Source organism: Aeromonas sp. 96A (assembly GCF_051919165.1).
Lineage (GTDB): Bacteria > Pseudomonadota > Gammaproteobacteria > Enterobacterales > Aeromonadaceae > Aeromonas > Aeromonas veronii.
This window is the reverse complement of sequence record NZ_JBQBFE010000001.1, coordinates 1,427,833-1,453,311: the sequence shown is the minus strand read 5'-3', so window position 1 is coordinate 1,453,311 and position 25,479 is coordinate 1,427,833. Positions and strand designations below refer to the sequence as shown.

The 25,479-nt window shown below is 42.9% G+C and carries 18 protein-coding genes and 1 pseudogene; 11 read left to right on the top strand and 8 right to left on the bottom strand.

Translation table 11 applies throughout. The annotated features are described in order from the left end of the window. Nucleotides 1–57: 57 nt before the first annotated feature. The 3 genes and pseudogenes from ACTG2W_RS06520 to ACTG2W_RS06510 all read right to left on the bottom strand — a co-directional run bounded on the left by ACTG2W_RS06520 (nt 58) and on the right by ACTG2W_RS06510 (nt 4,563). Complete coding sequence (locus ACTG2W_RS06520) at nt 58–1,935, bottom strand: methyl-accepting chemotaxis protein (RefSeq protein ID WP_042083552.1); 1,878 nt, start codon at nt 1,933–1,935, stop codon at nt 58–60. 404 nt (nt 1,936–2,339) lie between these two features. Continuing rightward, nucleotides 2,340–3,305 (bottom strand): annotated as a pseudogene (locus ACTG2W_RS06515) (IS5 family transposase). Between the two features lie 382 nt (nt 3,306–3,687). Next, nucleotides 3,688–4,563: a LysR family transcriptional regulator gene (locus ACTG2W_RS06510; RefSeq protein WP_080768715.1), complete on the bottom strand. Its 876-nt coding sequence runs from the start codon at nt 4,561–4,563 to the stop codon at nt 3,688–3,690. 99 nt (nt 4,564–4,662) lie between these two features. Here ACTG2W_RS06510 and ACTG2W_RS06505 point away from each other — a divergent pair, with 99 nt between their 5' ends. Together ACTG2W_RS06505 and ACTG2W_RS06500 are read left to right on the top strand one after the other, a co-directional pair. Next, a complete protein-coding gene (locus ACTG2W_RS06505) occupies nt 4,663–5,724 on the top strand; it encodes a YeiH family protein (RefSeq protein WP_052447232.1) in 1,062 nt (353 codons plus the stop codon). A gap of 308 nt (nt 5,725–6,032) precedes the next feature. Continuing rightward, nucleotides 6,033–6,476 (top strand): CopD family protein, encoded by a 444-nt coding sequence (locus tag ACTG2W_RS06500; protein ID WP_042084603.1) that lies wholly within the window; start codon nt 6,033–6,035, stop codon nt 6,474–6,476. Between the two features lie 152 nt (nt 6,477–6,628). On the opposite strand, the gene ACTG2W_RS06495 is transcribed toward ACTG2W_RS06500, so the two are convergent. Next, a complete protein-coding gene (locus tag ACTG2W_RS06495) occupies nt 6,629–7,300 on the bottom strand; it encodes a response regulator (RefSeq protein ID WP_080768714.1) in 672 nt (223 codons plus the stop codon). 73 nt (nt 7,301–7,373) lie between these two features. Further along, nucleotides 7,374–8,900 carry a nitric oxide reductase transcriptional regulator NorR gene (gene norR, locus ACTG2W_RS06490; protein ID WP_082037433.1) on the bottom strand — a complete coding sequence of 509 codons (1,527 nt, stop codon included), beginning with the start codon at nt 8,898–8,900 and terminating at the stop codon, nt 7,374–7,376. A gap of 170 nt (nt 8,901–9,070) precedes the next feature. Here norR and norV point away from each other — a divergent pair, with 170 nt between their 5' ends. From norV to ACTG2W_RS06470, 4 genes are all read left to right on the top strand, one after another. Continuing rightward, nucleotides 9,071–10,552 (top strand): anaerobic nitric oxide reductase flavorubredoxin, encoded by a 1,482-nt coding sequence (gene norV / locus ACTG2W_RS06485; RefSeq protein ID WP_017408675.1) that lies wholly within the window; start codon nt 9,071–9,073, stop codon nt 10,550–10,552. After that, nucleotides 10,549–11,718: an NADH:flavorubredoxin reductase NorW gene (gene norW, locus ACTG2W_RS06480; protein WP_042024864.1), complete on the top strand. Its 1,170-nt coding sequence runs from the start codon at nt 10,549–10,551 to the stop codon at nt 11,716–11,718. Before norV ends, norW begins: the two co-directional genes overlap by 4 nt. Nucleotides 11,719–11,780: 62 nt before the next feature. Continuing rightward, on the top strand, nt 11,781–12,122 hold the full coding sequence (locus ACTG2W_RS06475) for a DUF1971 domain-containing protein (protein ID WP_017408673.1): 342 nt from the start codon (nt 11,781–11,783) through the stop codon (nt 12,120–12,122). Between the two features lie 108 nt (nt 12,123–12,230). Beyond that, nucleotides 12,231–13,448, top strand: coding sequence for a 4Fe-4S binding protein (locus ACTG2W_RS06470; RefSeq protein WP_139411149.1), 1,218 nt, complete (start codon nt 12,231–12,233; stop codon nt 13,446–13,448). 78 nt (nt 13,449–13,526) lie between these two features. Here the strand turns inward: ACTG2W_RS06470 and narL are convergent, their stop codons facing one another. Next, the gene (narL, locus tag ACTG2W_RS06465) at nt 13,527–14,204 is read right to left on the bottom strand and encodes a two-component system response regulator NarL (RefSeq protein WP_017408671.1); all 678 of its coding nucleotides are present in this window, start codon (nt 14,202–14,204) and stop codon (nt 13,527–13,529) included. 9 nt (nt 14,205–14,213) lie between these two features. Beyond that, nucleotides 14,214–15,836, bottom strand: a complete 1,623-nt coding sequence (locus ACTG2W_RS06460; protein WP_159143394.1) for a histidine kinase — start codon at nt 15,834–15,836, stop codon at nt 14,214–14,216. 447 nt (nt 15,837–16,283) lie between these two features. Between ACTG2W_RS06460 and ACTG2W_RS06455 the strand changes: the two genes are divergently transcribed. From ACTG2W_RS06455 to narI, 5 genes are read left to right on the top strand one after another with little or no spacing between them, the layout of a single operon-like run. Beyond that, nucleotides 16,284–17,699 (top strand): NarK family nitrate/nitrite MFS transporter, encoded by a 1,416-nt coding sequence (locus ACTG2W_RS06455; RefSeq protein WP_042024865.1) that lies wholly within the window; start codon nt 16,284–16,286, stop codon nt 17,697–17,699. A gap of 38 nt (nt 17,700–17,737) precedes the next feature. Further along, nucleotides 17,738–21,502, top strand: a complete 3,765-nt coding sequence (locus tag ACTG2W_RS06450) for a nitrate reductase subunit alpha (RefSeq protein WP_042024866.1) — start codon at nt 17,738–17,740, stop codon at nt 21,500–21,502. A 2-nt stretch (nt 21,503–21,504) separates the two neighbouring features. Continuing rightward, the gene (gene narH / locus ACTG2W_RS06445) at nt 21,505–23,043 is read left to right on the top strand and encodes a nitrate reductase subunit beta (protein WP_042084597.1); all 1,539 of its coding nucleotides are present in this window, start codon (nt 21,505–21,507) and stop codon (nt 23,041–23,043) included. Continuing rightward, nucleotides 23,040–23,747 (top strand): nitrate reductase molybdenum cofactor assembly chaperone, encoded by a 708-nt coding sequence (gene narJ / locus ACTG2W_RS06440; protein ID WP_429043315.1) that lies wholly within the window; start codon nt 23,040–23,042, stop codon nt 23,745–23,747. Before narH ends, narJ begins: the two co-directional genes overlap by 4 nt. Beyond that, entirely contained in the window at nt 23,744–24,421 is a 678-nt protein-coding gene (gene narI, locus ACTG2W_RS06435; RefSeq protein WP_042655830.1) for a respiratory nitrate reductase subunit gamma, read from the top strand. Before narJ ends, narI begins: the two co-directional genes overlap by 4 nt. Nucleotides 24,422–24,984: 563 nt before the next feature. Here the strand turns inward: narI and ACTG2W_RS06430 are convergent. Further along, nucleotides 24,985–25,407 carry a MarR family winged helix-turn-helix transcriptional regulator gene (locus ACTG2W_RS06430; protein WP_050555279.1) on the bottom strand — a complete coding sequence of 141 codons (423 nt, stop codon included), beginning with the start codon at nt 25,405–25,407 and terminating at the stop codon, nt 24,985–24,987. Nucleotides 25,408–25,479: the final 72 nt, after the last annotated feature.

The window sequence follows — 25,479 nt, the reverse complement described above, 5'->3', positions numbered from 1 at the left end:
CACAAACGAATACTTAATTTACTGGCATTGGTGTCTGGCGGTCCTCTTTATTGATACTCATATGCGAAACATGCCGACCTGATTACTCAGTTCACCCGAAATGTTTTTAAGTTGTTCAGAGAGATGGCGCGAACTGTCTGCATCCACTGCCAGTTCGTCCGAGACATCTTTGACCGCCTGAATGTTGCGGCTTACCTCGTCGGTGACGGCCCGTTGCTCTTCGGCTGCGCTGGAGATCTGGGTCGCCATATCGGAGATCTGGTTGATCGAAGTGGTGATCTGCTCCAGCGCATGGGTGGCGTTGTTGGCGTCATCCACGCTGTTCTGGGCCAGTTGCTGGCCTTCATGCATGGTGCTGACCGCTCCCTGGGTATTGCGTTGCAGGGTTTCGATCATGCTGCGGATCTCGACAGTCGAGCTGTGGGTACGTTGTGACAAAACGCGCACCTCGTCGGCCACTACCGCAAAGCCACGGCCCTGTTCACCGGCCCGCGCCGCTTCGATGGCGGCGTTGAGCGCCAGCAGGTTGGTCTGCTCGGCGATGCCCTGAATGGTGGAGAGGATGGTGTTGATCTCCTGAGCGTTTTTCTCCAGTTCCTGAATGATGTTGGAGGCCTGTTCCACCTGGGTGGCCAGATCGGTGATGGAGCGCTGGTTGCGGGCGATCACCTGTTTGCCATGCTCGCAACTGCTGGAGGAGCTGCGGGCCGCTTCGGCAGTTTGCTCGGCGTTGCTGGCAACATCGACCGCAGTTGCCGACATCTCATGGACCGCAGTGGCGATCTGAGTGATCTCGTTTTGCTGGCGAGCCAGCCCCTCATTGGCCTTCTCCGCCATGCTGTGGGAGGACTTGGCCTGCTGGTTGAGTTGGCCGGAGGAGTTGGAAATGTCCTGCACCATCGCATGGAGCCGCTCAATGAAGGTATTGACGTGTTTGGCAACCGCGCCCACCTCATCTTCACGCTCGATCTTGAGGCGGCGGGTCAAATCGCCGTTGCCACGGGAGAGATCGGCAATTGCCTCGCCCAGGGTTTTCAGAGGCGCTAGCGAGCTGTTGATGGCGACATAGGAGAAGCCAGCCACGATCAATATGGTGATGAGCCCCTGAATAAGTGAGGAGGTGACCATGCGGCGTACCGACTGGTAAGCGGTTTCGTCATCCACCATCATGCCGTAATACCAATTGGTGTTGGGGATCGCGTTAAAGTCAAAGACCTCTTTCTTACCGCTGATCACCAGCTCGTTGATCGTACCGTCATGAGCGATCTGATTGATGTAAGACGCGGTCAACTCGGGGGCTAGCGTTGTGGCGGGTTTCAGACTCAGGGAGGCATCGGGGTGGGCGATGATGGTGCCGTTGCTGTCGACCAGAATGGCGTAAGTCCCCTCGGTAGTGACCGTCAGAATGTCCGAGATAAGGGCGCTGATAGAGACATCTCCGGCGATAACCCCCTGGGTGTTGCCACGCTGGAATGGCTCGGCGATGGTGACGATCAAACTGCCGTTAGAGACATCGGCGTAGGGCGCAGTGATGACCAGTTTACCGGCGGCAACTGCATCCTTGTACCAGGTGCGTTGACGGGGGTCATAATCGGCTGGCAGGCCGGAGGGGGTACTCTCGAGCATCTTGCCGTCAGCAGTACCGGCATAGACCCCCTCAAAGCCACCGGCATTCATGGCTTGGGCCAGATGGCTGATGGGTTCATCTTCTTTGGTGAATGCTTCCTTGGTGGTACTGACCATGCTGATGCGGGCATCGACCCAGTTGGAGATACCCTTGACGTTGGCCATGGAGCTTTCGTCAATGATGCTCCAGACCAGTCTCTGGGTTTCAGTGCGCAGTTGTGAGGTGTTGTACCAGACTTGCAGGCCGGTGATCACCAGGATGATGATCCCGATAGCCAAGACCAGCTTGTTTTTAATGGATAAGTTCATAGTGACATCCCTGTGAGCGTTAGTCTGAGTGTAGGAAAAAATTTAATTATTGTGGAATTTTAGTGGGTTATTGACTAAATCCGAAATTTTCAGCGAATCCGGGGAGCTGATCCTCTGACTCAACCAACCTAGAGAGTCAGATGGGCAAGTCCCAACAGGAGATCCCCTGTCAGGCGACAAGTGAACTGAGCGGAGCTGTACAGATCTAGTTATCACCTGACACCGGCCTCAAACCGGTGTCTTGTTTACGCTACTTTAGGGAAGGTGCGAATAAGCGGGGAAATTCTTCTCGGCTGACTCAGTCATTTCATTTTTTCAGTTTGAGCCGATCTTTTCTCCCGTAAATGCCTTGAATCAGCCTATTTAGACCGTTTCTTCGCCATTTAAGGCGTTATTCCCAGTTTTTAGTGAGATCTCTCCCACTGACGTATCATTTGGTCCGCCCGAAACAGGTTGGCCAGCGTGAATAACATCGCCAGTTGGTTATCGTTTTTCAGCAACCCCTTGTATCTGGCTTTCACGAAGCCGAACTGTCGCTTGATGATGCGAAACGGGTGCTCCACCTTGGCCCGGATGCTGGCTTTCATGTATTCGATGTTGATGGCCGTTTTGTTCTTGCGTGGATGCTGTTTCAAGGTTCTTACCTTGCCGGGGCGCTCGGCGATCAGCCAGTCCACATCCTCGCGCTGTGGCGCCCCTTGGTAGCCGGCATCGGCTGAGACAAATTGCTCCTCTCCATGCAGCAGATTACCCAGCTGATTGAGGTCATGCTCGTTGGCCGCGGTGGTGACTAGGCTGTGGGTCAGGCCACTCTTGGCGTCGACACCAATGTGGGCCTTCATGCCAAAGTGTCACTGATTGCCTTTCTTGGTCTGATGCATCTCCGGATCGCGTTGCTGCTCTTTGTTCTTGGTCGAGCTGGGAGCCTCAATGATGGTGGCATCGACCAAGGTGCCTTGAGTCATCATGACGCCTGCTTCGGCCAGCCAGCGATTGATGGTCTTGAACAATTGGCGGGCCAGTTGATGCTGCTCCAGCAGGTGGCGGAAATTCATGATGGTGGTGCGGTCCGGCAAGGCGCTATCCAGGGATAACCGGGCAAACAGACGCATGGAGGCGATTTCGTACAGAGCATCTTCCATCGCGCCATCGCTCAGGTTGTACCAATGCTGCATGCAGTGAATGCGTAGCATGGTTTCCAGCGGATAAGGTCGCCGGCCATTACCAGCCTTGGGGTAAAACGGCTCGATGACTTCCACCATGTTTTGCCATGGCAGAATCTGCTCCATGCGGGACAAGAAAATCTCTTTTCTGGTCTGACGGCGCTTACTGCTGAATTCACTGTCGGCGAAGGTAAGTTGATGACTCATGATGAACCCTGTTCCATGGCTCCAGATGACATGCATGATCTCATATCAGGGACTTGTTCGCACCTTCCTTAAGTGCGGTGATACTGAATTTAAGACATGGAATTAGTCTAGAAATGCAAGCTATAGAAAATTAGTATCTATAAGCAGCTTTCCAATAAGTATACATATCTACTTATATCATATTAGATGTTACAGTCCGCATGAAGCTAAAAAACCACCTAAAAGATCTTGAAATAGCAGTAATGACTATATATTCCTGCTCAAATCACACCTTGGATTGAAATATGGATTTCTTTATGCGATAGATTATTTCTTTTAGAAAAATCGTCAACGCAGATAGAGTAGGAAATTCTACAACGCTTATTAGCTTGAAGATTACATATCAACTTTGACTCATCAAGATATTATAACATTTTTCTACAAGAGGAGAAATCGGCCTGTCTTTCAATAAAACGATAAATAATGGGCGAAATCTAATAGAAATAGGCATAACAGAAACATCATCAGCATATCCTGATTCACGCACCACCCGAGAAGACACCAGCGAAACTCCTAGTCCCTCAGCAACAGCTCTGACTATTCCTTCAGTACTACCATATTCAATGCACCGTATAGGGATAATGCCTTGATTTTCTAACCATAACTCTGTTGCTTCTCTCGTTCCTGAACCAGGTTCTCTTAACAACCAAGTGTGTTGTGCCCAATCATGTTCATATGTATCTGATGTTAGGGATGTAATAAGACAAAGCTCATCATCATGCCAATGACATGATAAGAGGCGAGGATCACTCAGTGTTCCTTCGACCAATCCGATATCGATTTGACAGTCTAATAACTGCTGTCCTATATACTGCGTATTTCCCGTAGTTATTTTTAGGTCAATATCAGGAAAACGTTGTATAAGTTTTGATAAATATGGTCGAAACCAATACCCAGCAATTGTGCTACTTGCTCCAATTGTCAAGCGCCCTTTCTTCATTCCAATTCTGGCTTGCATATCATCAATGGCAGCACGCTCTAACATGTATATTGCATGCGCATGGTCAAATAGCACTTGCCCATGCTCAGTCAAATGAATCCCTTTTCGGCTTCTACCTGAACCTCTTTCTAGTAATGGAAGCCCTATCTGACGCTCTAACTCACTAACTGCTTTTGATACCGCTGGCTGGCTAATACAAAGATGTGTGGCTGCATTGGAAAAACCGCCCTCACTTGAAACCGTATAAAAAATGCGCAAAAGGTGTAGGTTTATAACCATAACTGTAGGTTATCCATTGTTAATTATTATGTATTTTTATTATCAATTATCAAGGCATATAATGCTATAACACAGTAAATAAGTATAGAAGACCACTCAATGCCTCATTCGTCTGTTGTACATGATAATAATTCGTTTTTGAAAAGTAGCCTAAAAAGCTACCAGTGGTGGCTAGGCATCATACTCGTAGCGATAATTGCCGCAATGAGTATTTTAGCTAGTAAACTGGATGTTGCAACTCATATGGGCCTTAGTGCGCTTACTTTGGCTATTGTATTTGGGATTTTTATTGGAAACACCGTCTTCCCTCGTGTAGCAAATCATACTGCTATAGGTGTAGATTATGCTAAAAATAAATTACTTAGAGTTGGCATTGTTCTTTATGGCTTCAGAATAACCTTCCAGCAAATAGAGGGGATAGGCTGGGCAGGAATTATCATAGACATATTAATGATCAGCTGTACGTTTATCTTGGCTTATTATATTGGAACAAAACTATTAAGACTTGATAAACAGACAACAATGCTAATTGGTGCAGGAAGTTCCATTTGTGGTGCAGCTGCGATAATGGCTGCTGAACCTGTGATCAAGGGCCAAGCTCATAAGGTTTCAGTTGCTGTTGCTACGGTGGTTGTATTTGGAACTATTGCTATGTTTCTATACCCACTAATTTATCCCTATTTAGATATAAGTGCTGAACAATACGGCATGTTTGCTGGTTCAACAATTCATGAAGTCGCACAGGTAGTGGCAGCAGGCCGTAGTGTCAGCGAGGATGCAGCAAATACGGCCGTGATTGTTAAGATGATTCGTGTCATGATGCTCGCACCATTTTTAATAGTATTATCTACATGCATCGGTAAAGAGACTCATGATACGTCCCATAAAAGCAATAGCATTACTATACCATGGTTTGCGGTATTATTTATTGTCGCCAGTGGAATAAATTCCCTTAACATTATACCTCCACACATTGTCAATTACTTGATTGATATCGACAGTATATTGCTTGCAATGGCTATGGCCGCTCTTGGATTACGTACTCACATTGGTGCAATACATCAAGCGGGTGTAAAACCTTTGATTCTTGCTGCCATACTATTTCTATTCCTTTGTGTAGGTGGTTTTTTTATAAATCTAGCCGTATTAATTTTATTTTGAATATTAAAAGAAAATGGCAAAGATCTCATTTGATAATGTAATCCCACTTTAATATGAAATTTTTTTCCATCATATAAAAATATAAATAAAGAGTGCAATTAAATACATTGCATCCAAATGCAAGATGTATCTTTCAGAGACATCTTGCATTGTGATGTAGAGCATCAATAATAATGCATCACACTTACTGTGATTTTAATTAAATCAGTTACTAACTACTGAATTTTTTTAGTAGAAATCATTAGCAAAAAGTGCTTTAATGAACATCCTGAATGCCAATTTAATGTGTAACATCGAAGGTGTTTGACATGCATGGAGTTGCGTTATTTTTGCATATTTTAGGTGCAACAATCTGGACTGGCGGGCATATTATACTCGCTCTAATAGTTCTCCCTAAAGCACTAAAGGAATCGTCAACGAAAATATTACTAGACTTTGAATCTGTATACGAGAGAATTGGAATGCCTGCCTTAATAACGCAGATAGTCACGGGTATTTACCTGGCATTGAACATTGAGAGTGATGTACTAAATTGGTTTAACATTGATAACAGGGTTACAAATGTTATTCTCATTAAATTGGCATTACTTACACTCACTACCTGTTTTGCAATAAATGCTAGATTTCGTGTAATTCCGAATTTAAATGAGTCTAATTTAGCTTTAATGGGATGGCACATTCGAGCAGTGACGATCATATCTATCCTATTCGTTTTTGTAGGCGTTTCATTCAGAACAGGATGGTTGTATTAAAGTTATAATGAAACTAATAAAAGCAATGTTAGATAAATCATCACTTGGTGCATAATATTATGTATGCCAAGTGGTGATTTCTTCTTAACCCAATACAAGGCATACATATGATGTGATATTTTATAGGAAATATAGGGAGCTATCCCATACACCTAGTTTATAGTTCGATTATGTGCCCACACTGCCACTTCCACTCTTGATTTCAAGCTTAATTTTTTTAGTATATTTTTCACGTGAATTTTGACTGTTCCTACAGATATAAATAATTCTTGAGCGATTAGCTTGTTTGAAAAGCCGTTTGACATAAGCTTTAGCACATCTATCTCTCTATGGCTTAAAGAATTTATCGAGTTAGCTGCTTTTTTTGATTGCTTAATATAATGATCTGAATTACAAATCTTTAATATTGAAGGGCTCGCCACAAATGAAATAGAATAAATTGATCTTATTGACATTATAAAATCAGATGGCTCTATGTCTTTGAGCAAATATCCATCTGCTCCTGCCCTGAAAGTCTCAATTACATCCATTTCAAGGTCGGAACATGTGAAAATTATGACTTTGCATTTCAGCCCATGTGCCTTTATTTTTTTTAACGTTTCAAGACCGTTCAGTATGGGCATATCAAGATCTAATATTATTACATCCGGCTCGTAAGTAATAGCCAGCTCTAGCCCTTGTTGGCCATCACCTGCTTCTGCAACGACTTTAATGTCAGGATCTGTAGATAAAAGCTCTTTTATTCCACTGCGTAGAATGGAATGATCATCAATCAATAAAGTTTTTAGTGGCGATGGTGGTCTGTTTGATTCAATGTTGTCCATAACTAGGGCTCTATTATATTATTAATGCTCTGATTTCAAATCGAAATTTCAAAAATGTAAAAAATACTGATATTTACTTCAGTCCCAACCGCTTGGCTAGGCGGTGTAAATTACCACAATCAATATCTAAGGCTCGTGCTGTTGCAGCCCAATTATCATTATGATCTGCTAGCACCTTCGTAATTAGCGCAGACTGAAATGCATCAGTTGATGCTCTCAAACCCATTTGGTTAGTGGTGAAGCCATCAATATTTTCGGCAGGGCTTATACTAGATTGAGGCATTGGTGGCATAGCTATACTGAAATGATGGGTTGCAAGCGTCAGAACCGGACTTCGTTGCTCTGCTCTAGCCAATACGGCACCACGATGAATGGCATGCTCCAGTTCGCGCACATTACCAGGCCAGTCATAGCCCTTCAAAAGATGCAGTGCTTGAGGTTGGATCCGCAGTTGCTCTAACCCCATACTCACTCGACAGCACTCGCAAAAGTAGCCAGCCAACAAGGAGATATCATCCTCTCTATCTCTCAAGGCTGGTACATGTATAGGGAAAACACTCAGGCGATGATAGAGGTCTGCTCGAAACTTGCCATCGATGACTGCTTTCTTCAAGTCTCGGTTCGTTGCAGCAAGCACACGTACATTGACTTTCAGTGGGGTATCATCACCAATGCGCTGCAAGTCTCCATATTGAATGACACGTAGCAATTTTGCCTGCAATGATAAGGATAATTCACCAACTTCATCCAGGAACAACGTGCCCTTATCCGCTAATTCAAATTTACCCGCACGATTATGAATAGCGCCTGTAAACGCTCCCTTTACATGCCCAAATAGTTCACTCTCTGCTACGGATTCCGGTAGGGCTGCGCAATTGAGATATACCAATTTGCGATCTGCACGTGGCGAGCCAAGATGTACAGCTTTTGCTATTAACTCCTTACCTACACCCGTTTCGCCCAAAATCAGGACGTTTAAATCAGTATTAGCAACTATATCTACCTCATGCTTTAGCTGCTGCATCGCCTGAGAATGCCCGATTATCTCGAACCTATCTGCACCTGTTGGTGTTGAAGGTATTAATGGCTCACTGCTCTGGCGAGCTAAACGCTCTAGTAGTAATGAGTTACTTAACGCCGCTGCCGCTAGCGCACCAATTAAACGCAACTCTTCATCGCTAATGTCATCAAACTGAGCAGGATTCATTCCATCTATGGTCAATGCACCAATCAAGACTTGATCGGAGAACAGAGGCAAACCAACACAAGCATGCACCTTAAATTCTGCATGATCAGGGATCAAGCCATCATAGGGGTCTGGCAAGCTACTATCTGCCGGAAAGCGTACTACGTCACCAGCACGGGCAATTGCCTCCATGCGTGGGTGCTCCTTGATGGCGAAACGGCGTCCTAATACGTCCTGCATTAAGCCATCGATGGCGAGCGGGATGAACTGGCCTCCTTCGTATCGTAGCAAGGCTGACGCATCTGAGTTCAGTAGGCTGCGAATACTCTGGATAAGGCGGTGGAATCTGTCTTGATGTGAAATCCCCAGCTGTATGTCTATAGCAATACGAGCCAAACTGTCTGTCGAAATCATTGTTAGTGTCCAAATGACATTAATGCTGTCATTTAAACAATATCAATACTATGTCATTTTAACAAGAAAATAAACTAAGCCTCATAAAAACAATGAGTTATGAGTTGGCATGTTAGCTGCAATAGTTGATATCAAGAAATACCAACTATTACATACTGAGGAATTGCCAGATGACCATTCATGTCAAAAACAACATTCACTGGGTCGGCCAACGGGACTGGGAAGTTCGAGATTTTCATGGTACTGAGTACAAGACAAACAAGGGGACGAGCTACAACAGCTATCTCATCCGTGAAGGGAAGAACGTGCTGATTGATACAGTCGATCATAAGTTCAGCCGAGAGTTCGTTCAAAACCTTGCAGCAGAGATCGACCTTAACCTTATCGATTATGTGGTGATCAACCATGCTGAGGAAGATCACGCAGGGGCACTGACCGAATTGATGGCTCGTATCCCAGGCACTCCGATTTACTGCACTCACAACGCTATCGACTCAATCACGGGACACCATCATCATCCTGAATGGAACTTCCATCCAGTCAAAACAGGCGACAGTCTCGACATCGGTAATGGCAAGCAGCTGGTGTTCATTGAAACACCTATGCTGCACTGGCCCGACAGCATGATGACCTACATGACTGAGGACGCAGTGTTGTTTTCTAACGATGCCTTCGGTCAACACTATTGTGATGAGCATCTGTTCAATGACGAAGTAGATCAAACCGAATTGATGGAGCAGTGCCAACGGTACTACGCAAATATCCTCACCCCATTCAGCCCACTTGTGACAGCTAAAATCAAAGAGGTGCTTGGATTCAACCTGCCAGTAAGCATGGTGGCAACCTCCCACGGTATTGTCTGGCGTGAGGATCCGACCCAAATTATTCTCAAGTATCTGGAGTGGGCAGACCACTACCAAGAAGATCGTATCACCCTGTTCTATGACTCGATGTCAAACAACACCCGTATGATGGCCGATGCCATCGCACAGGGTATTCACGAAGTTGACCCTGGGGTCGCAGTCAAGATCTACAACGTAGCCCGCCACGATAAGAACGAGATCCTGACACAAGTGTTCCGCTCCAAGGGAATACTCGTGGGCTCATCCACAATGAACAACGTCATGATGCCTAAGGTGGCAGGCATGCTGGAGGAGATAACTGGCCTGCGCTTTAGAAACAAGCGTGCTTCTGCATTCGGCAGTTACGGCTGGACTGGTGGTGCAGTAGATCGTATCCAGACCCGATTGATGGATGCAGGCTTTGATATCAGCATTTCTCTGAAAGCCAAATGGCGACCAGATGGTTCTGCACTGGCAGAGTGCCGAGAGCATGGACGCCAGCTCGCTCGTCAATGGGCGTTACATCCTATTGAGGTGCCTCGCCCAGAAAAAGCAGCCCATCAAGTGCCATTCACTGTTGATATCTCCCCTGTAGAGGAGACCACCCAGTCAGTTGTAGCCGGAGTAGACGATGAGCAAGCAATGCTTTGCACAGTCTGCCAGTGGGTTTATGACCCCGCCTTAGGTGAACCGGATCAATTGGTTGCGGTTGGCACTCCCTGGAGCCTTGTACCGGAGAGTTTCCTTTGCCCTGGCTGCGGCATCGGCAAGGAGGTATTCGAACCATGCGCAGTGGAGGCATGTGTATGAGCGCATTAAATGAGCATTATGCTGGTTCCAGCCAGGATATAGTCATCATCGGTAGCGGCTTTGCCGCTCAGCAGTTGGTAAAAAGCTTGCGTAAATTAGATGGTGAAAGACCGATCCGTCTTATTACCGCTGATAATGGCAATGAATATAACAAACCGGACTTGAGTCATGTGGTCAGTCGTGGTTACACCGCCAGCGCAATGACAAAGTTGACGGGGGCTCAATTTGCTGAACAGCAACGTATCATTCTGTCACCTAATACGATTGTGCATAGCATTAGTCCGAATAACAAAATGGTACACACAAATAATGGCGATTTTTCTTATGGCCAGCTAGTGCTGGCAACTGGGGCCAGTTCTATACTGCCTCCCGTTCCCAACTCGGATAAAATGGTAACCCTCAATAGCCAAAATGATTATGCCAATGCCGAACAATTAATTAAGAATGCAAAACGCATTATGGTACTCGGAGCAGGTTTGATCGGCTGTGAGTTGGCTATGGATATGGTGGGCCAAGACCGAATTGTGACGCTTGTAGATCTGGCGGACAGCCCCCTAAGTACATTAATGCCAGCTGCATTGAGTCAACCGTTACTGCAAGCCTTACGGGAGCAGGGGGTTGACCTAAAACTTGGTCGAGGTATCAAGTCGATACAAAGAGGAGATGCCAACGAATCCTTTACGATAGAGCTCACTGACAGCAGTTTCAGTGAACAGGATCTTGTCATTTCAGCTATAGGTCTACAACCGAATCTATCCTTAGCGATGAATGCGGGACTGGCTGTAAGGCGTGGAATTGTAGTGGATGAATACCTGAGAACATCGAGTGAGCACATTTATGCGCTTGGCGATTGCGTTGAGTGGAAAGGTGAATTACGCCCCTTTTTGCAGCCAATTGTTCTCGGTGCCAATGCATTATCTAAAACTCTGATTGGTAAGCCAACACCACTAACGCTTCCTCCAATGCTAGTGAAGGTAAAAACACTTCAATATCCTTTGCAGTTAGCTGGTAGAACAAAAGGTACAGACCTTTCATGGCAGTTTAAGTGGAATAAAAATGGAATGGTCGCAGAAGCTCGCAGCGAGGATGGTGAAATGTGCGGCTTTGTCGTAGGTGGAGACCAAATGGGAGCTGCATTCCCACTTCTACGCCTTCTTTCTAGATGAATAATTGCTGGCTGAGCATATGCTCAGCCTTACTTAATTTCATAGATTATTAAGGATAAAACATGTCGCTACTGCATAGTATACCAGCTCATTGGGTTGTTCGCCGTTCAACCCCATTCTTTACAAATGAAAACGTACCACAGGCTCTATTAACCCATCACAATACAGCTGCTGGCGTATTCGGTCAGTTATGTGTAATGGAGGGGACGGTAACATATTACGGTTTTGCTGATGAAACAGCGGAGATACCTGAAATTACGCTTGTAATCCGAGCCGGAGAGTTTGCAACCAGCCCACCTCAGTATTGGCACAGGGTTGAACTGTCTGAAGATGCTAGATTCAATATCCATTTTTGGGCTGAAAACGTAAGCTCAGACACCCCACTCATTAAGACAAGAGAATAAATTACAATCTGGTCATCGCCACAAACTAGGCCAACTGCCCATCCAGATCAAAATGAATAACTGTAATGTTGTTTATGATTGGCTGTTTTTGCGATGGGAGTTGGCTAGATGAGTGGGATTGAAACCATAACCATGCTGAGTGGCTTGGTGTATCTGTTGTTGTTCCAGTGGCATGAGCGTTCAGGCTGGTCTTGGCAGCTGTTCATGATGCTAACCGCTGCTGTATGGTTGACGGTAGCAGCCAAGCCACCACTAAGTAGTTTAATCGTGTTTGCTGTCGCTATTGGTATGCTTTATAGATATAAATTAATATCCGCATTTTATGATTCAAGTGATCAACAACTTCGTAGTTTAGTTAGATATTTCTTAGTTATATCGTGGGGATTTGTAACAATACAGTATGGCGTTTATATTTTTCAACTCCACCAGGGTGACCTACCTTGGCTGTCTAGACCTGATATCGTAGATGGCTTTCTACCTATAGCGGGCGGTCTTGGCTTGCGGGCGTTGTTGAGTTTGGGCATTACTGATTACCACCATCCAGCTGCAACAATCACAGTCTTGGTTATTTCCTTATCTGGACTCATTTTAGGTCGTGCCTTCTGCTCATGGTTTTGCCCTCTTGGGGTTGTCGGTGAATGGCTGCATCATTTTCGAAATTTGCTGCTACCTGGTGAGTGGACTCCGCCAAAATGGTTAGACCTACTGCTCAGGTCTCAGAAATGTCTAGTTCTATCATTTCTGATGTTCATAGTTATTCTTGCTGTTCCAAATGTTGCACTGCCAGGGTACTTGATGAGCCAGTATCACCAAGCTGCTGACATGAAAATGGGAGCCTTCTTTTTCAACTTGAACTTCATATCAGGCATTTTTGTTGCCTGGGTATTATGTATCACGATGTTTTTCAAGCAAGGCTTCTGTAGATACCTATGCCCTTATGGTGGATGGCTTGCCTTGTTAGGACTTCTGACACCATTACGTATTCGCAGGTCTTCCAGCAGCTGTTTACGAAGCAAGGGATACGATTGTGATAAATGCAGTAGAGCATGTCCATCAAGGATACAGGTTCATGAACTTATATCTGTCAGAAATATTGAGTGTACAAACTGTTTAACTTGTATCTCTGCATGCCCAAAACAAGCTAATGCGATTCATTTTGGTACTGCGAATAAAAAGGTTTCAGCAAAGAAACTGCTTGCAATGTTGTGTGTTTTACTTCTCTTAATGCCATTGCTAGCTCATGTGATTTTCGATTTTTGGACAAGCAACACACCATTAGAACAGCGCCGTTATCTATTGGAAATCCTTCCTGGCCTTTCACATTAGAGTGATAGCTATTAAAGCGCCACTTTTCGGTGACGCTTTATTTCTGCAAATGATTAAATAACGCAATAGTTATCACTACTAGTCGAAAATAATCTTCTCATTATGAACCCACACTGCAACTTCAATTCTTGAATGAAGATTTAATTTTTTAAGAATGTTTTTTACATGAACTTTAACTGTTCCTTCAGAAATAAATAAACGTCTTGATATAACCTTATTAGGCAAGCCTTGAGCAATAAATTTCAAAACATCTATTTCGCGATGGCTTAACACTTGGAGATTTTTGTCTTTAAGGCGGTTTTTTCTTCTTGACTGCATACTTTCAATAAGGATTGCAGTTAGTTTTGGGCTTATCACAAGCTTTCCCATGCACGCCTGTTCAATCGAGCTAATCAGGTCTTCAGGTTCCATGTCTTTGAGTAGATAACCATCTGCTCCAGCAAGTATAGCATCCGAAACATCATCTTCATAATCTGATACTGTGAAGATTACGATTCTGCTAGATACATTATGCGCTCGTAATGACTTTAATGTGTCTATACCACTAAACTCAGGCATATTAAGATCTAACAAAATTAAGTCAGGTTCATAATCTAATGCTAGCTGAACACCATCTTGTCCTGTACTGGCTTCAGCTACAATAGTTAAAAAGGGATTTGTACGTAAAAGTTGCTTAATCCCGCTCCGTAGGACAGGATGATCATCAATTAGTAAAATTGAAAAAACATCTGCGTTGGTTGTTAAAGCTTTTTCCATGTGTGTTCCTCAAACTACGTGAAGATCAATTTTCACTTGCGTCCGTTCATTAATGAATGAAATATTTTCTGATTTTAGAAAAACAACTAAGCTCGATATTGAATCCTCGAACTCAGCTTCACCCTTCAGGATGATAATGACATATTCAGCTAGGGATTTTATATGCAGCTCAATCCGTGATGGAGGCATACTTATCCTTAAACATTCGAATAATTTATTGAAGAAGTTCAGTATGAGTATTTCCTGCTCATGCGAATAGTCTTCATAAAAATCTTTATATTCCAACCTAATGTTAAAACCATATGTGTCATTAAATATTGCTATCGCATCTTTTAATAAAATTAACGTTTCGATTTTCTTATATGGAATTCTAAAAGTAGAAATTAGTTTTCTGATGTTTGAGTAAGCTTCATTTAACTCACACCTCATCTCTGAAACATTATCAACCTGAGAAGAACTAATGATGATTGGATCCCTTTGAAGAAGGCTAATCTTTATCTTTAAGTATGATAAAGACTGTGCTATCGAATCATGAAGTGTTTGAGCAATTGTGTTTCTTTCTTTAAATAATAATAGTTGTTGTTGTTGTTGCTCTTTGTAGTAAAGAGATAAGGATTGAGACAGCAAGTTGCAAAATGCAAATATTAATTGTTCTGTATCATGTAATATAGTGACTTCATTTGAAAAGAAAAATTCTATGTAACCATAATCATTATGCGCATCTCCAATGTTCCATAACCTATTATTATATTCACTCTCAATAGGGGATGTGACATCTGCATTATTAATACATAATGAGCAACGCATAGAGGCACAATGTAATGGCCTCACGTTCTCACCAAAGGTGTATAAATGTTTGACCGAATTTTTATGTGGATCATGAATATATACTTTTATTTTTCCAGCCCCAGTGTATCCGATTAATTCTTTCATGAAAGGAGCTAAAACTTTGCAGTTGAATTCTTGATTTTGAAATAATCTACAACTGCGATAAAGGAATTCTAAATGCAAATTCTGCAAGTTAAGTTTATGCGTTTTTTCAGCTACCATCTGTTCCAGATCGCTGTAGGTATGCTTAACAACCTCTGACATATTGTTTAATGCATTGCCAAGCTGCCACATCTCATCGCGGTAATCATGTGATTCAGAATCAAATTTTGAACTAAAATCACCATGCTGAATGTTTTTAGCCATTAACAATAATTTTGACCACGGTCTAAAGAAACGCTTATTTAAGCTATAAATTGCGATGAAGGAAAACAATATAACAATTAAAGAAGATGCTTTTTGAAGGCCATTAATCACTACGATCTTAGATTCTGTTTTGTTCTCAATGCTTTTGATTATCTTCTGTAGCAAACTAATAAACTCTTTAGAGCGGTTAATGCTTAATGGTGTTGCTACATCACCAGATTTTAAGTGGGAAAGAATGTTTTTTAATTTTGGATCCCACAAACTGTTGAGTTGTATGTATTCTTTATTAAGGTTGTGCTTTTCAGCCGTGTTAATAAAAAAAGGATCATGCAGAATTGATTCAACGCTATTAACCGCTTGCACTTTTTCATCAACAGACAGTGTTCCTGAGAGGAGTGCATAGACTTTCATTCTAATTGAACCAATACTATTTATCACATATGCATTCCCTTGGATGCTTGATGACAAATAAATCGATGCACTCATATTAAATATAGATATGAGGCATAGTGTACATATAATTGACGTTATAGAAATTGTAATAGACAGTTTCTTCCAATACTTCAATAGTATGTTCACGAATTTGACACTTCCTAAGATTGTCACTACTGATGTTTATACCTTTTAGATACCCTAATAAAAATACCTCAAAGTAAATACCTACAATATTCCAGACATTAGCCAGCTCATGATAAAGAAAGTCTTGTTGAAGCTAAGTGCATGATTTTGTTGTGGTTAATTTCAACCCGCCCCCCCCTGTAGTAGGTAGTTATCGAAATATTCATCATTTGTAATACATATGTTCAGTTGATCTAAGTCAATAAAAAATATCCATTTAAATTGTTTATTGGAAATTGTGTACCCCAACACTAACCGGTGAGCAAAATGTCCATATATCAAAAATACAAAGATGGATGTGAAGACAGTCACACAAATAAAAGAAATAACAGCAAAACGCTCGTTGACTGGAATCCTGATGACAAGTGCTTTTGGATTGAGAATGGTTCTCATATTGCCAGAAGAAACCTACTGATATCTATCCCTTGTCTACTGATCTCATTCTCTGTGTGGATGATATTCAGCGTAGTAGCAATGAACTTGCCTTTAGCTGGTTTCACCTTTACAACAGACCAGCTGTTTCTGCTGACTGCACTCCCGTCACTTACTGGAGCTTTAGGACGGATTCCTTACTCATTTGTGATCCCAGTTTTTGGTGGCCGGAGATGGACAGCATTCAGTACCTTGTTGCTTATGATACCTATGTCATGGTTGACCATTGCATTGCAAGACACCACAACGCCGTATTCAACATTTCTAATAATCTCTTTGTTATGTGGGTTTGGTGGTGCCAACTTTGCATCTAGTATGGCTAACATCAGCTTGTTTTATCCAAAAACTCAACAAGGAAAGGCTCTTGGTTTAAATGGGGGGCTAGGTAACTTGGGTGTCAGTGTCATGCAGATGCTTGTACCTATCGTAATTTCTGTAAATATCTTTGGCCCTTTCGGTTTAGGTCAAGGAAATCCTGATGCATCAATATGGCTCAGCAATGCACCCTTAATATGGATGCCAGTAATATTGATATTGAGTATTGCAGCGTGGCATTTTATGAATGATATTGCAGCACCCAAAGCCTCGTTTAAAGAGCAATGGGTAGTGTTAAAACAAAAACATCTTTGGATTATGAGTGTTTTATATTTGGCTGCCTTTGGTTCATTCATTGGATTCTCTGCGGGGTTTGCAATGCTCGCTAAAACTCAATTCCCTGATATTGAAATAATGAAATATGCTTTCATAGGGCCATTATTCGGCGCATTGATGAGGCCAGTTGGTGGCGTTTTATCAGATAAGCTGGGCGGTGTTAAAGTCACCTTTGTTAGCTTTTGCTTAATGGCTACGTTAGTTGCGGTTTTGTTTTCAACTCTTCCATCAGATGCAGGGCATGGCAACTTCACCTATTTTCTAGCTGTCTTTATGGCTTTGTTCTCATGCGCAGGAGTTGGGAGTGGTTCTACATTTCAAATGATCGCCGTTTTGTTTAGGGGGATGATGATAAAAAGGAATCTACAGCGATATGATTCAGAAGCTCAAGCCTTAAAAAAATCAGCAAATGATACAGCAACAGCATTAGGGTTCATCTCAGCAATAGGTGCAATTGGTGGTTTCTTTATTCCAAACGCATTCGGCTTATCAATAGCTCTCAGCGGAACACCAATTAATGCGATGAAAGCTTTTTTAGTCTTCTATGTTATTTGTGGGCTAATAACATGGTTTGTATATGGAAAAGAACTCAATAAATAGAATGTTACTATTAATGCATATGCATATGGAGCAGTAAAATGAGCAAGTTTCTTGACAGGTTTAACTATTTAAAGACATTAGGTGAAAAGTTTTCTGGTGAACACGGCCAAACGTACAATACGAACAGAGATTGGGAAGATGGTTACAGAGACCGCTGGCAACATGACAAAATTGTACGCTCAACACATGGCGTGAACTGTACTGGTTCATGTAGTTGGAAAATCTATGTAAAAAACGGCTTGGTTACATGGGAAACGCAGCAAACTGATTACCCTAGGACAAGGCCAGATCTCCCAAACCATGAGCCTCGCGGCTGCCCAAGAGGGGCAAGCTACTCGTGGTATCTGTACAGCGCCAATCGACTGAAGTACCCAATGGTCAGGAAAGCGTTGATTGAGCTTTGGCGAGACGCAAAAAGTAAGCACAAAGACCCTGTTCTAGCATGGGGTGCGATTGCTTCCGATCAGAATGTATCCAAAAAGTATAAGGCTGCCCGAGGTAGAGGCGGTTTTGTTCGTAGCACCTGGAATGAAGTTAATGAGATCATTGGAGCGGCAAACGTTTACACCGTAAAAGAGCACGGCCCAGATCGCGTTGTTGGCTTCTCACCAATTCCAGCGATGTCTATGGTTTCCTATGCCGCAGGTGCAAGATATTTATCGCTCATCGGTGGCTCTTGCCTTAGCTTCTATGACTGGTATTGTGATCTTCCTCCCGCATCACCGATGACTTGGGGAGAGCAAACAGACGTACCAGAGTCAGCAGATTGGTACAACTCCTCATACATCATAGCCTGGGGCTCAAATATTCCTCAGACTCGTACTCCTGATGCTCACTTCTTTACTGAAGTTAGATACAAAGGCACCAAAACTGTCGCCATAACTCCAGATTATGCTGAAGTAGCTAAGCTTTGTGATCACTGGCTTAACCCCAAACAAGGTACAGACAGCGCGTTAGCATTGGCTATGGGCCATGTCATTTTGAACGAGTTCCACGTTCAACATAAAAATGAATATTTTGTTAGTTACGCAAGGAAATATACCGATTTTCCGATGTTGGTCAGATTGACCAAACGACCAGATGGTAGCTATGAAGCAGGACGCTTCCTGAGAGCATCAGATTTGGTCAATAACATAGGTGAACAGAACAACCCTGAATGGAAGACCATAGCGATTGATGAGGTTTCTGGTGATCTGGTCGCGCCACAAGGGTCGATTGGCTATAGATGGGGAGAGGATGGAAAGTGGAATCTTGAAGAGACCGCTGGGCAGTCCAAGACACCAGTCACTTTGTCTGTTGGAATAAAGGAACCTCAACATTTAGTTGAGGTGGCTTTCCCATATTTTGGTGGATTGGAAAGTGAGCATTTCACACCTGTTGAATTAGAAGAAGTTATCAGAAGAAAAATTCCAGCTAAATCCATCGTGTTGGCAGATGGAAGCCAAGAATTTGTGACCACCGTCTACGATCTCACCGTGGCTAACTATGGTGTAGAAAGAGGGTTTGATGACCCTAGCAGCGCACATACCTATAAGGAAGTGAAGGCATATTCACCCGCTTGGGCAGAAAAAATAACGGGTGTACCACAAGATGAGATTATCCGCATCGCTCGTGAGTTTGCTGACAATGCAGCCAAAACACATGGGCGCTCAATGATCATCGTTGGTGCAGGCATGAACCACTGGTATCACATGGATATGAATTACCGTGGTTTGATTAACATGCTGGTATTCTGTGGTTGCGTAGGACAGAGCGGTGGTGGATGGGCTCACTACGTAGGGCAAGAGAAGCTTCGTCCCCAGACGGGCTGGCAACCGTTGGCATTTGGCCTAGATTGGCAAAAGCCTCCACGCCACATGAATGGTACGTCTTTCTTCTATAACCACTCTAGTCAATGGCGATATGAGAAGTTAGATGCCCAAGAATTGCTTTCACCTTTAGCTGATGCAAGTAAATATAGTAAGCATCTCATTGATATGAACGTGAAAGCAGAGCGGCTGGGTTGGCTTCCTTCAAGCCCTCAGCTGAATACTAATCCACTGAGTATTGCTGAACAGGCAAAAGCGCTTGGGGTAAGCCCTGTAGAGTTCACGGTTAACTCGCTGAAGGACGGCAGTATTCGTTTTGCTGCTGAGTGTCCCGAAGATCATTATCCACGCAATATGTTTATTTGGAGATCAAACCTTCTTGGGTCTTCAGGTAAAGGTCATGAATACATGCTCAAGTACCTGTTGGGCACAGAACATGGCATTCAAGGAAAAGATCTCGGCTCATTCAGTGATAGCAAACCATCTGAAGTTGATTGGAAAGATACCCCAACCCAAGGCAAGCTTGATCTCGTTGTGACTCTAGATTTTCGGATGTCGAGTACCTGTCTGTTTTCAGACATCGTGTTGCCTACTGCAACCTGGTATGAAAAAGATGATATGAATACCTCGGATATGCATCCATTCATCCATCCATTGTCAGCAGCTGTAGATCCAGCCTGGGAAGCAAAATCCGACTGGGAAATTTATAAGGCAATTGCAAAAGCGTTTTCTGAGCTCTGTAAAGGACATCTTGGCGTTGAAACCGATGTGGTTACATTGCCAATGCAGCATGACTCTCCAGCAGAAATAGCCCAAGCGTTTGAAGTAAAAGACTGGAAATTGGGTGAATGTGATCTCATTCCAGGAAAAACTGCACCACATATAATGACCGTTGAGCGCGATTATCCTAACACCTACGCAAGATTTACATCGTTAGGCCCACTCCTTGATAAGCAAGGAAATGGTGGCAAGGGTATTAATTGGAACACAGAAACCGAAGTAGACCTTCTTAAAAAACTTAACTACACACACCATGATGGCGCGAATGCTGGGCGGCCAAAGATTGACACTGCAATTGATGCGGCTGAAGTAATTCTTACTTTAGCCCCAGAGACTAATGGTCATGTGGCTGTTAAGGCTTGGAATGCATTAAGTAAGCTGACTGGCCGAGAACATGCACATCTTGCTATCAACAAGGAAGAGGAAAAAATTCGTTTCCGTGACATTCAGGCTCAGCCGAGAAAAATCATATCTAGCCCAACATGGTCTGGTTTGGAAGACGAGCATGTCTCGTATAACGCAGGTTATACAAACGTTCATGAGCTAATTCCATGGCGAACCATTACTGGTCGTCAACAGCTGTATCAGGATCACCAATGGATGCGTGATTTTGGCGAAAGTCTCATTTCATATCGACCACCAATCAATACCCAGACTATTAAAAATATTATGGGTAAGAAGGGTAACGGTAACAAAGAGAAAGCTCTGAACTGGATCACTCCGCACCAGAAATGGGGTATCCACTCAACATACAGCGAAAACTTGTTGATGCTTACACTGTCTCGGGGTGGGCCAATTGTTTGGATAAGTGAAGATGATGCTAAAGATCTAAAAATTGAGGATAACGACTGGATAGAGGCATTTAATATCAATGGTTCATTAACTGCTCGTGCAGTGGTGAGTCAGCGCGTCCCTGCTGGAATGGTAATGATGTATCACGCTCAAGAGCGCCTGGTGAATATTCCAGGCTCCGAAATAACAGGACAACGTGGTGGGATTCATAACTCCGTTACTCGTGTCTGCCCTAAACCAACTCATATGATTGGCGGATATGCACATCAGGCTTATGGGTTCAACTATTATGGCACAGTGGGCTCTAACCGTGATGAGTTTGTTGTCGTCCGCCGCATGAATCAGGTTAAATGGCTTGATGACGAAAATAATGACTATACACAGGCTGACAATATGTACAGTAACAAGGCAGGGGAGAAGTAAAAATGAAAATTCGTGCGCAAATTGGAATGGTGCTAAACCTCGATAAATGCATCGGATGTCATACTTGCTCTGTTACTTGTAAGAACGTATGGACAAGTCGCGAGGGAATGGAATACGCCTGGTTTAATAACGTAGAAAGCAAGCCAGGCGTGGGCTATCCAAACGATTGGGAAAACCAGGATAAATGGAAGGGTGGCTGGGTTCGAAATATCAATGGAAAAATCGTTCCAAGAATGGGTAACCGGATTGGCGTTTTAGCCAAGATTTTTAACAACCCTGACATGCCGACTATTGATGACTATTATGAGCCTTTCACCTTTGACTATGAGCATTTACATAATGCTAAACAAGGTGCGCATCAGCCAATAGCACGTCCACGTTCACTGATCACTGGTCAACGTATGGACAAGATCAACAATGGCCCAAACTGGGAAGAAATCTTGGGCGGGGAATTCACTAAGCGTTCACAAGACTACAATTTCAACCACATCCAAAAGGAGATGTATGGACAGTTTGAAAATACGTTCATGATGTATCTCCCTCGGCTTTGTGAGCATTGCTTGAATCCTGCATGTGTGGCTACTTGCCCTAGTGGGGCAATATATAAACGTGAAGAAGATGGCATTGTCCTTATTGACCAAGACAAATGTCGTGGTTGGCGTATGTGTCTTACTGGTTGCCCCTACAAGAAGATTTACTTTAACTGGAAAAGTGGTAAATCTGAAAAATGTATCTTCTGCTACCCCAGAATTGAGTCTGGTCAACCAACCGTCTGCTCTGAAACATGTGTAGGACGAATTAGATATCTGGGAGTAATCCTTTATGATGCAGATCGTATTGAGCAAGCAGCATCAACTGAAAATGACAAGGATTTATACAACAAGCAGTTGGAGATTTTCTTAAATCCACATGATCCTGCTATCATTGAAGAAGCCTTAAAGCAAGGCATCACTCAAAATGTTCTAGATGCTGCTCAGAAGTCACCTGTGTACAAGATGGCGATGGAATGGAAGCTTGCACTCCCATTACACCCAGAGTATCGCACGTTACCGATGGTATGGTATGTACCACCTCTTTCCCCTATCCAATCAGCCAAAGATGCAGGCTATTTAGGTGATGATGGTGTTCTACCAGATATTTCTAGCTTGCGAATTCCTTTACAGTATTTGGCGAATCTGTTGACCGCTGGCGATATAGCACCTGTTAAGAGTGCACTGAATCGTATGTTGGCAATGCGTCATTATAAGCGAGCTGAAACTGTAGATAAAAAGGTGGATACCAGCGCATTAGAGCAGGTTGGTTTAACTGAACACCAAGCGCAGGAAATGTATCGTTATTTGGCTATAGCTAACTATGAAGACCGCTTTGTAGTTCCTTCCAGTCATCGCGAGCTAGCACGAGAAGCATTTCCTGAAGCTAAAGGGTGTGGCTTTAGCTTTGGTGATGGTTGTAAAGGTAGCGACACTAAGTACAACCTGTTTAATAGCCAGAGAATTAATGCCATTAATGTATCTACAAATCCAAGTGAGGATAAAAAATGAAATCTTTAAAGATCATATCAATCCTCTTGGACTACCCAGATATTGATCTGTGGGAAAACAAGGATGAAATCTTTGATTGCATAGCTGAATGTAATGAGCTGACATCGGCACAAAAATCATCAATATGTGATTTTGTAACATATGCGTTTGATCGTTCTCTACTTTCATTCCAAGAAATATATTGTGATATCTTCGACCGTGGCCGTTCCACCTCTCTGCTTCTTTTTGAGCATGTTCATGGTGAGTCGCGTGATCGCGGACAAGCAATGGTAGACCTGCTTAAGCAATATGAAGATGCAGGATTTTCTCTTAACAAAAGAGAATTACCGGATTTTCTTCCTGTTTACTTGGAATACCTTTCAACAAGAGATAACGCTGAAATTATAGAGGGATTGTGTTTTATCACTCCGATCTTGGGGTTGCTTAAAGAGAGGCTACTCAAAAGAGAAAGCAAATATCATGTTCTATTTGGGGTTCTAATTGATCTATCCATGACAGAGTACGATAGCGCTCTTATAAGCACACAAGTTATGAAAGAGGCTGATGATGCAACACCCGCTGCGTTAGATGCTGTTTGGGAGGAAGAGCAGGTGAAGTTTTTAGGAGGAGAATCATGTCCCAGTTCAATTCAATCGATTCATAGCAACCGATTTAAGAATGCAGTCGTACCACAGTACCTTGAAATTGGTGAGGCAAACAAATGAACTATATTCATAGCTTCTTCTTTGATATATACCCATATATTGCAGTTACCATTTTTCTACTTGGTAGTTGGGTTCGTTACGATTATGGGCAGTACACTTGGCGAGCAGGATCAAGCCAGTTACTTGATAACTCGAATATGAGGCTGGCATCTGGACTGTTCCACATTGGCATTCTTGGTATCATCTTCGGCCACTTTTTTGGCTTGCTGACACCTCACTGGGTATATGAGTCATTCTTATCATTGCAAGCAAAACAACTCATAGCGATGTGTGCTGGCGGTATCTTTGGTGCAATGACGTTGTACGGTGGTTATCTGCTCTTAAAGCGGCGTCTGACAAACGTAAGGATCAGAGCAACATCATCGACTGCGGATATTTTGATTTTAGTGCTATTAGTTTCCCAGGCAGCGCTTGGTCTTCTGACAATTCCATTTTCTGCTTTCCATCTTGATGGAAGTGTCATGATGAAGCTCGTAAGTTGGGCACAAGATGTTGTAACGTTCCAAACAGGGGCATCTAAAAATTTAGAAGGGGTATCGTTTATCTACAAAATTCATATGATTTTAGGTATGACTTTGTTTGTTGTCTTTCCATTCTGTCGATTGGTACACGTTTGGAGTGTACCGCTCGAATATTTAACTAGACGCATCCAGATCGTAAGGTCTCGTCGGTAACATGATTAGGGTAGTAGTCGCAGTGTAAACTGCGACTACTATTTATCAGGTGTAGTATGGTATATCACGTATCAAATAAGCAGTTTGTGACTAAGTTAGTCGAACCTTTCTTTGTCGCAATTTTCTGGCCAACTCTGCTGTTGTTGGCATCTGAAGTTACTGGTTTACCAATAACCGAAGAGTTATATCGCAATACAATTTTATTCTCATTGCTAATATTCATTATTACGGCGGCAATAGATATAAGATACATTTATATCGCAAGAAAAGTAAAATTAGAATTGAGTTTCAGTGGCATTGAGTTTCATTGCCATAAAAAACACCTTTTTTTCTCATGGCGCCAAATATCTTTAATTAAGTTAATTGAAAGCAAGCCTGGCTCTAGAGTGCTACATATACTTCCTGATAACGAAACTATTGACTTAATTCTTTTTGAAGACCACGAAAATATATATTCACAAGTCATATTTTATTGTAAACAGTTCAATGTGAATTATGACTAGAGTATTCTGACCATTAAGTATGAGCAATTCACTTGCTCATACTTTTAGTAAATAAGGTTTTTATTGGTCAGCATCATAGTTTTCATTCAGTGCTGTAATACGTGCCACTTGGAAAGTATTTTGAAGCGATTGCAATTCTGTTTTATGCTGCTGTGCCAATTGCTGTAAATATTCTCTCCCTTTATCTGTTAGATGCACATCTACTTTGCGCTTGTCATTTTCATTTTTCCGCCGTTCAACGAGATCCAACTCCTCACATCGCGTAAGTAAAGCTACGGTAGCGTGATGACTCATTTGTAACCTTTCCGCTAGTTCACCCACGCTTGCCCAGTTGCGCCCTGGGTATCCTTGAATGTGCAGGAGGGATAAATACTGTAATGGTGTGAGCCCGAGCTCCTTGGCCGCAGTTTCACTGAAGTGAAGAAAACGCTTTAACTGATAGCGAAACTCAGAAAGTGCCTCAAATTGAGCTTTTGTTAACATAGCTTACTCGGTTGTTGACTTCTTAGGTGAAATACAATAAGTTCAATTATATCACATTGTGATATATAATTT

Excerpts from the sequence above, each read along its gene's own strand:
- ACTG2W_RS06520 (WP_042083552.1), bottom strand. The coding sequence starts at position 1,935 with ATGAACTTATCCATTAAAAACAAGCTGGTCTTGGCTATCGGGATCATC.
- ACTG2W_RS06510 (WP_080768715.1), bottom strand. The coding sequence starts at position 4,563 with ATGGTTATAAACCTACACCTTTTGCGCATTTTTTATACGGTTTCAAGT.
- ACTG2W_RS06505 (WP_052447232.1), top strand. The coding sequence starts at position 4,663 with ATGCCTCATTCGTCTGTTGTACATGATAATAATTCGTTTTTGAAAAGT.
- ACTG2W_RS06500 (WP_042084603.1), top strand. The coding sequence starts at position 6,033 with ATGCATGGAGTTGCGTTATTTTTGCATATTTTAGGTGCAACAATCTGG.
- ACTG2W_RS06495 (WP_080768714.1), bottom strand. The coding sequence starts at position 7,300 with ATGGACAACATTGAATCAAACAGACCACCATCGCCACTAAAAACTTTA.
- norR (WP_082037433.1), bottom strand. The coding sequence starts at position 8,900 with ATGATTTCGACAGACAGTTTGGCTCGTATTGCTATAGACATACAGCTG.
- norV (WP_017408675.1), top strand. The coding sequence starts at position 9,071 with ATGACCATTCATGTCAAAAACAACATTCACTGGGTCGGCCAACGGGAC.
- norW (WP_042024864.1), top strand. The coding sequence starts at position 10,549 with ATGAGCGCATTAAATGAGCATTATGCTGGTTCCAGCCAGGATATAGTC.
- ACTG2W_RS06475 (WP_017408673.1), top strand. The coding sequence starts at position 11,781 with ATGTCGCTACTGCATAGTATACCAGCTCATTGGGTTGTTCGCCGTTCA.
- ACTG2W_RS06470 (WP_139411149.1), top strand. The coding sequence starts at position 12,231 with ATGAGTGGGATTGAAACCATAACCATGCTGAGTGGCTTGGTGTATCTG.
- narL (WP_017408671.1), bottom strand. The coding sequence starts at position 14,204 with ATGGAAAAAGCTTTAACAACCAACGCAGATGTTTTTTCAATTTTACTA.
- ACTG2W_RS06455 (WP_042024865.1), top strand. The coding sequence starts at position 16,284 with ATGTCCATATATCAAAAATACAAAGATGGATGTGAAGACAGTCACACA.
- ACTG2W_RS06450 (WP_042024866.1), top strand. The coding sequence starts at position 17,738 with ATGAGCAAGTTTCTTGACAGGTTTAACTATTTAAAGACATTAGGTGAA.
- narH (WP_042084597.1), top strand. The coding sequence starts at position 21,505 with ATGAAAATTCGTGCGCAAATTGGAATGGTGCTAAACCTCGATAAATGC.
- narJ (WP_429043315.1), top strand. The coding sequence starts at position 23,040 with ATGAAATCTTTAAAGATCATATCAATCCTCTTGGACTACCCAGATATT.
- narI (WP_042655830.1), top strand. The coding sequence starts at position 23,744 with ATGAACTATATTCATAGCTTCTTCTTTGATATATACCCATATATTGCA.
- ACTG2W_RS06430 (WP_050555279.1), bottom strand. The coding sequence starts at position 25,407 with ATGTTAACAAAAGCTCAATTTGAGGCACTTTCTGAGTTTCGCTATCAG.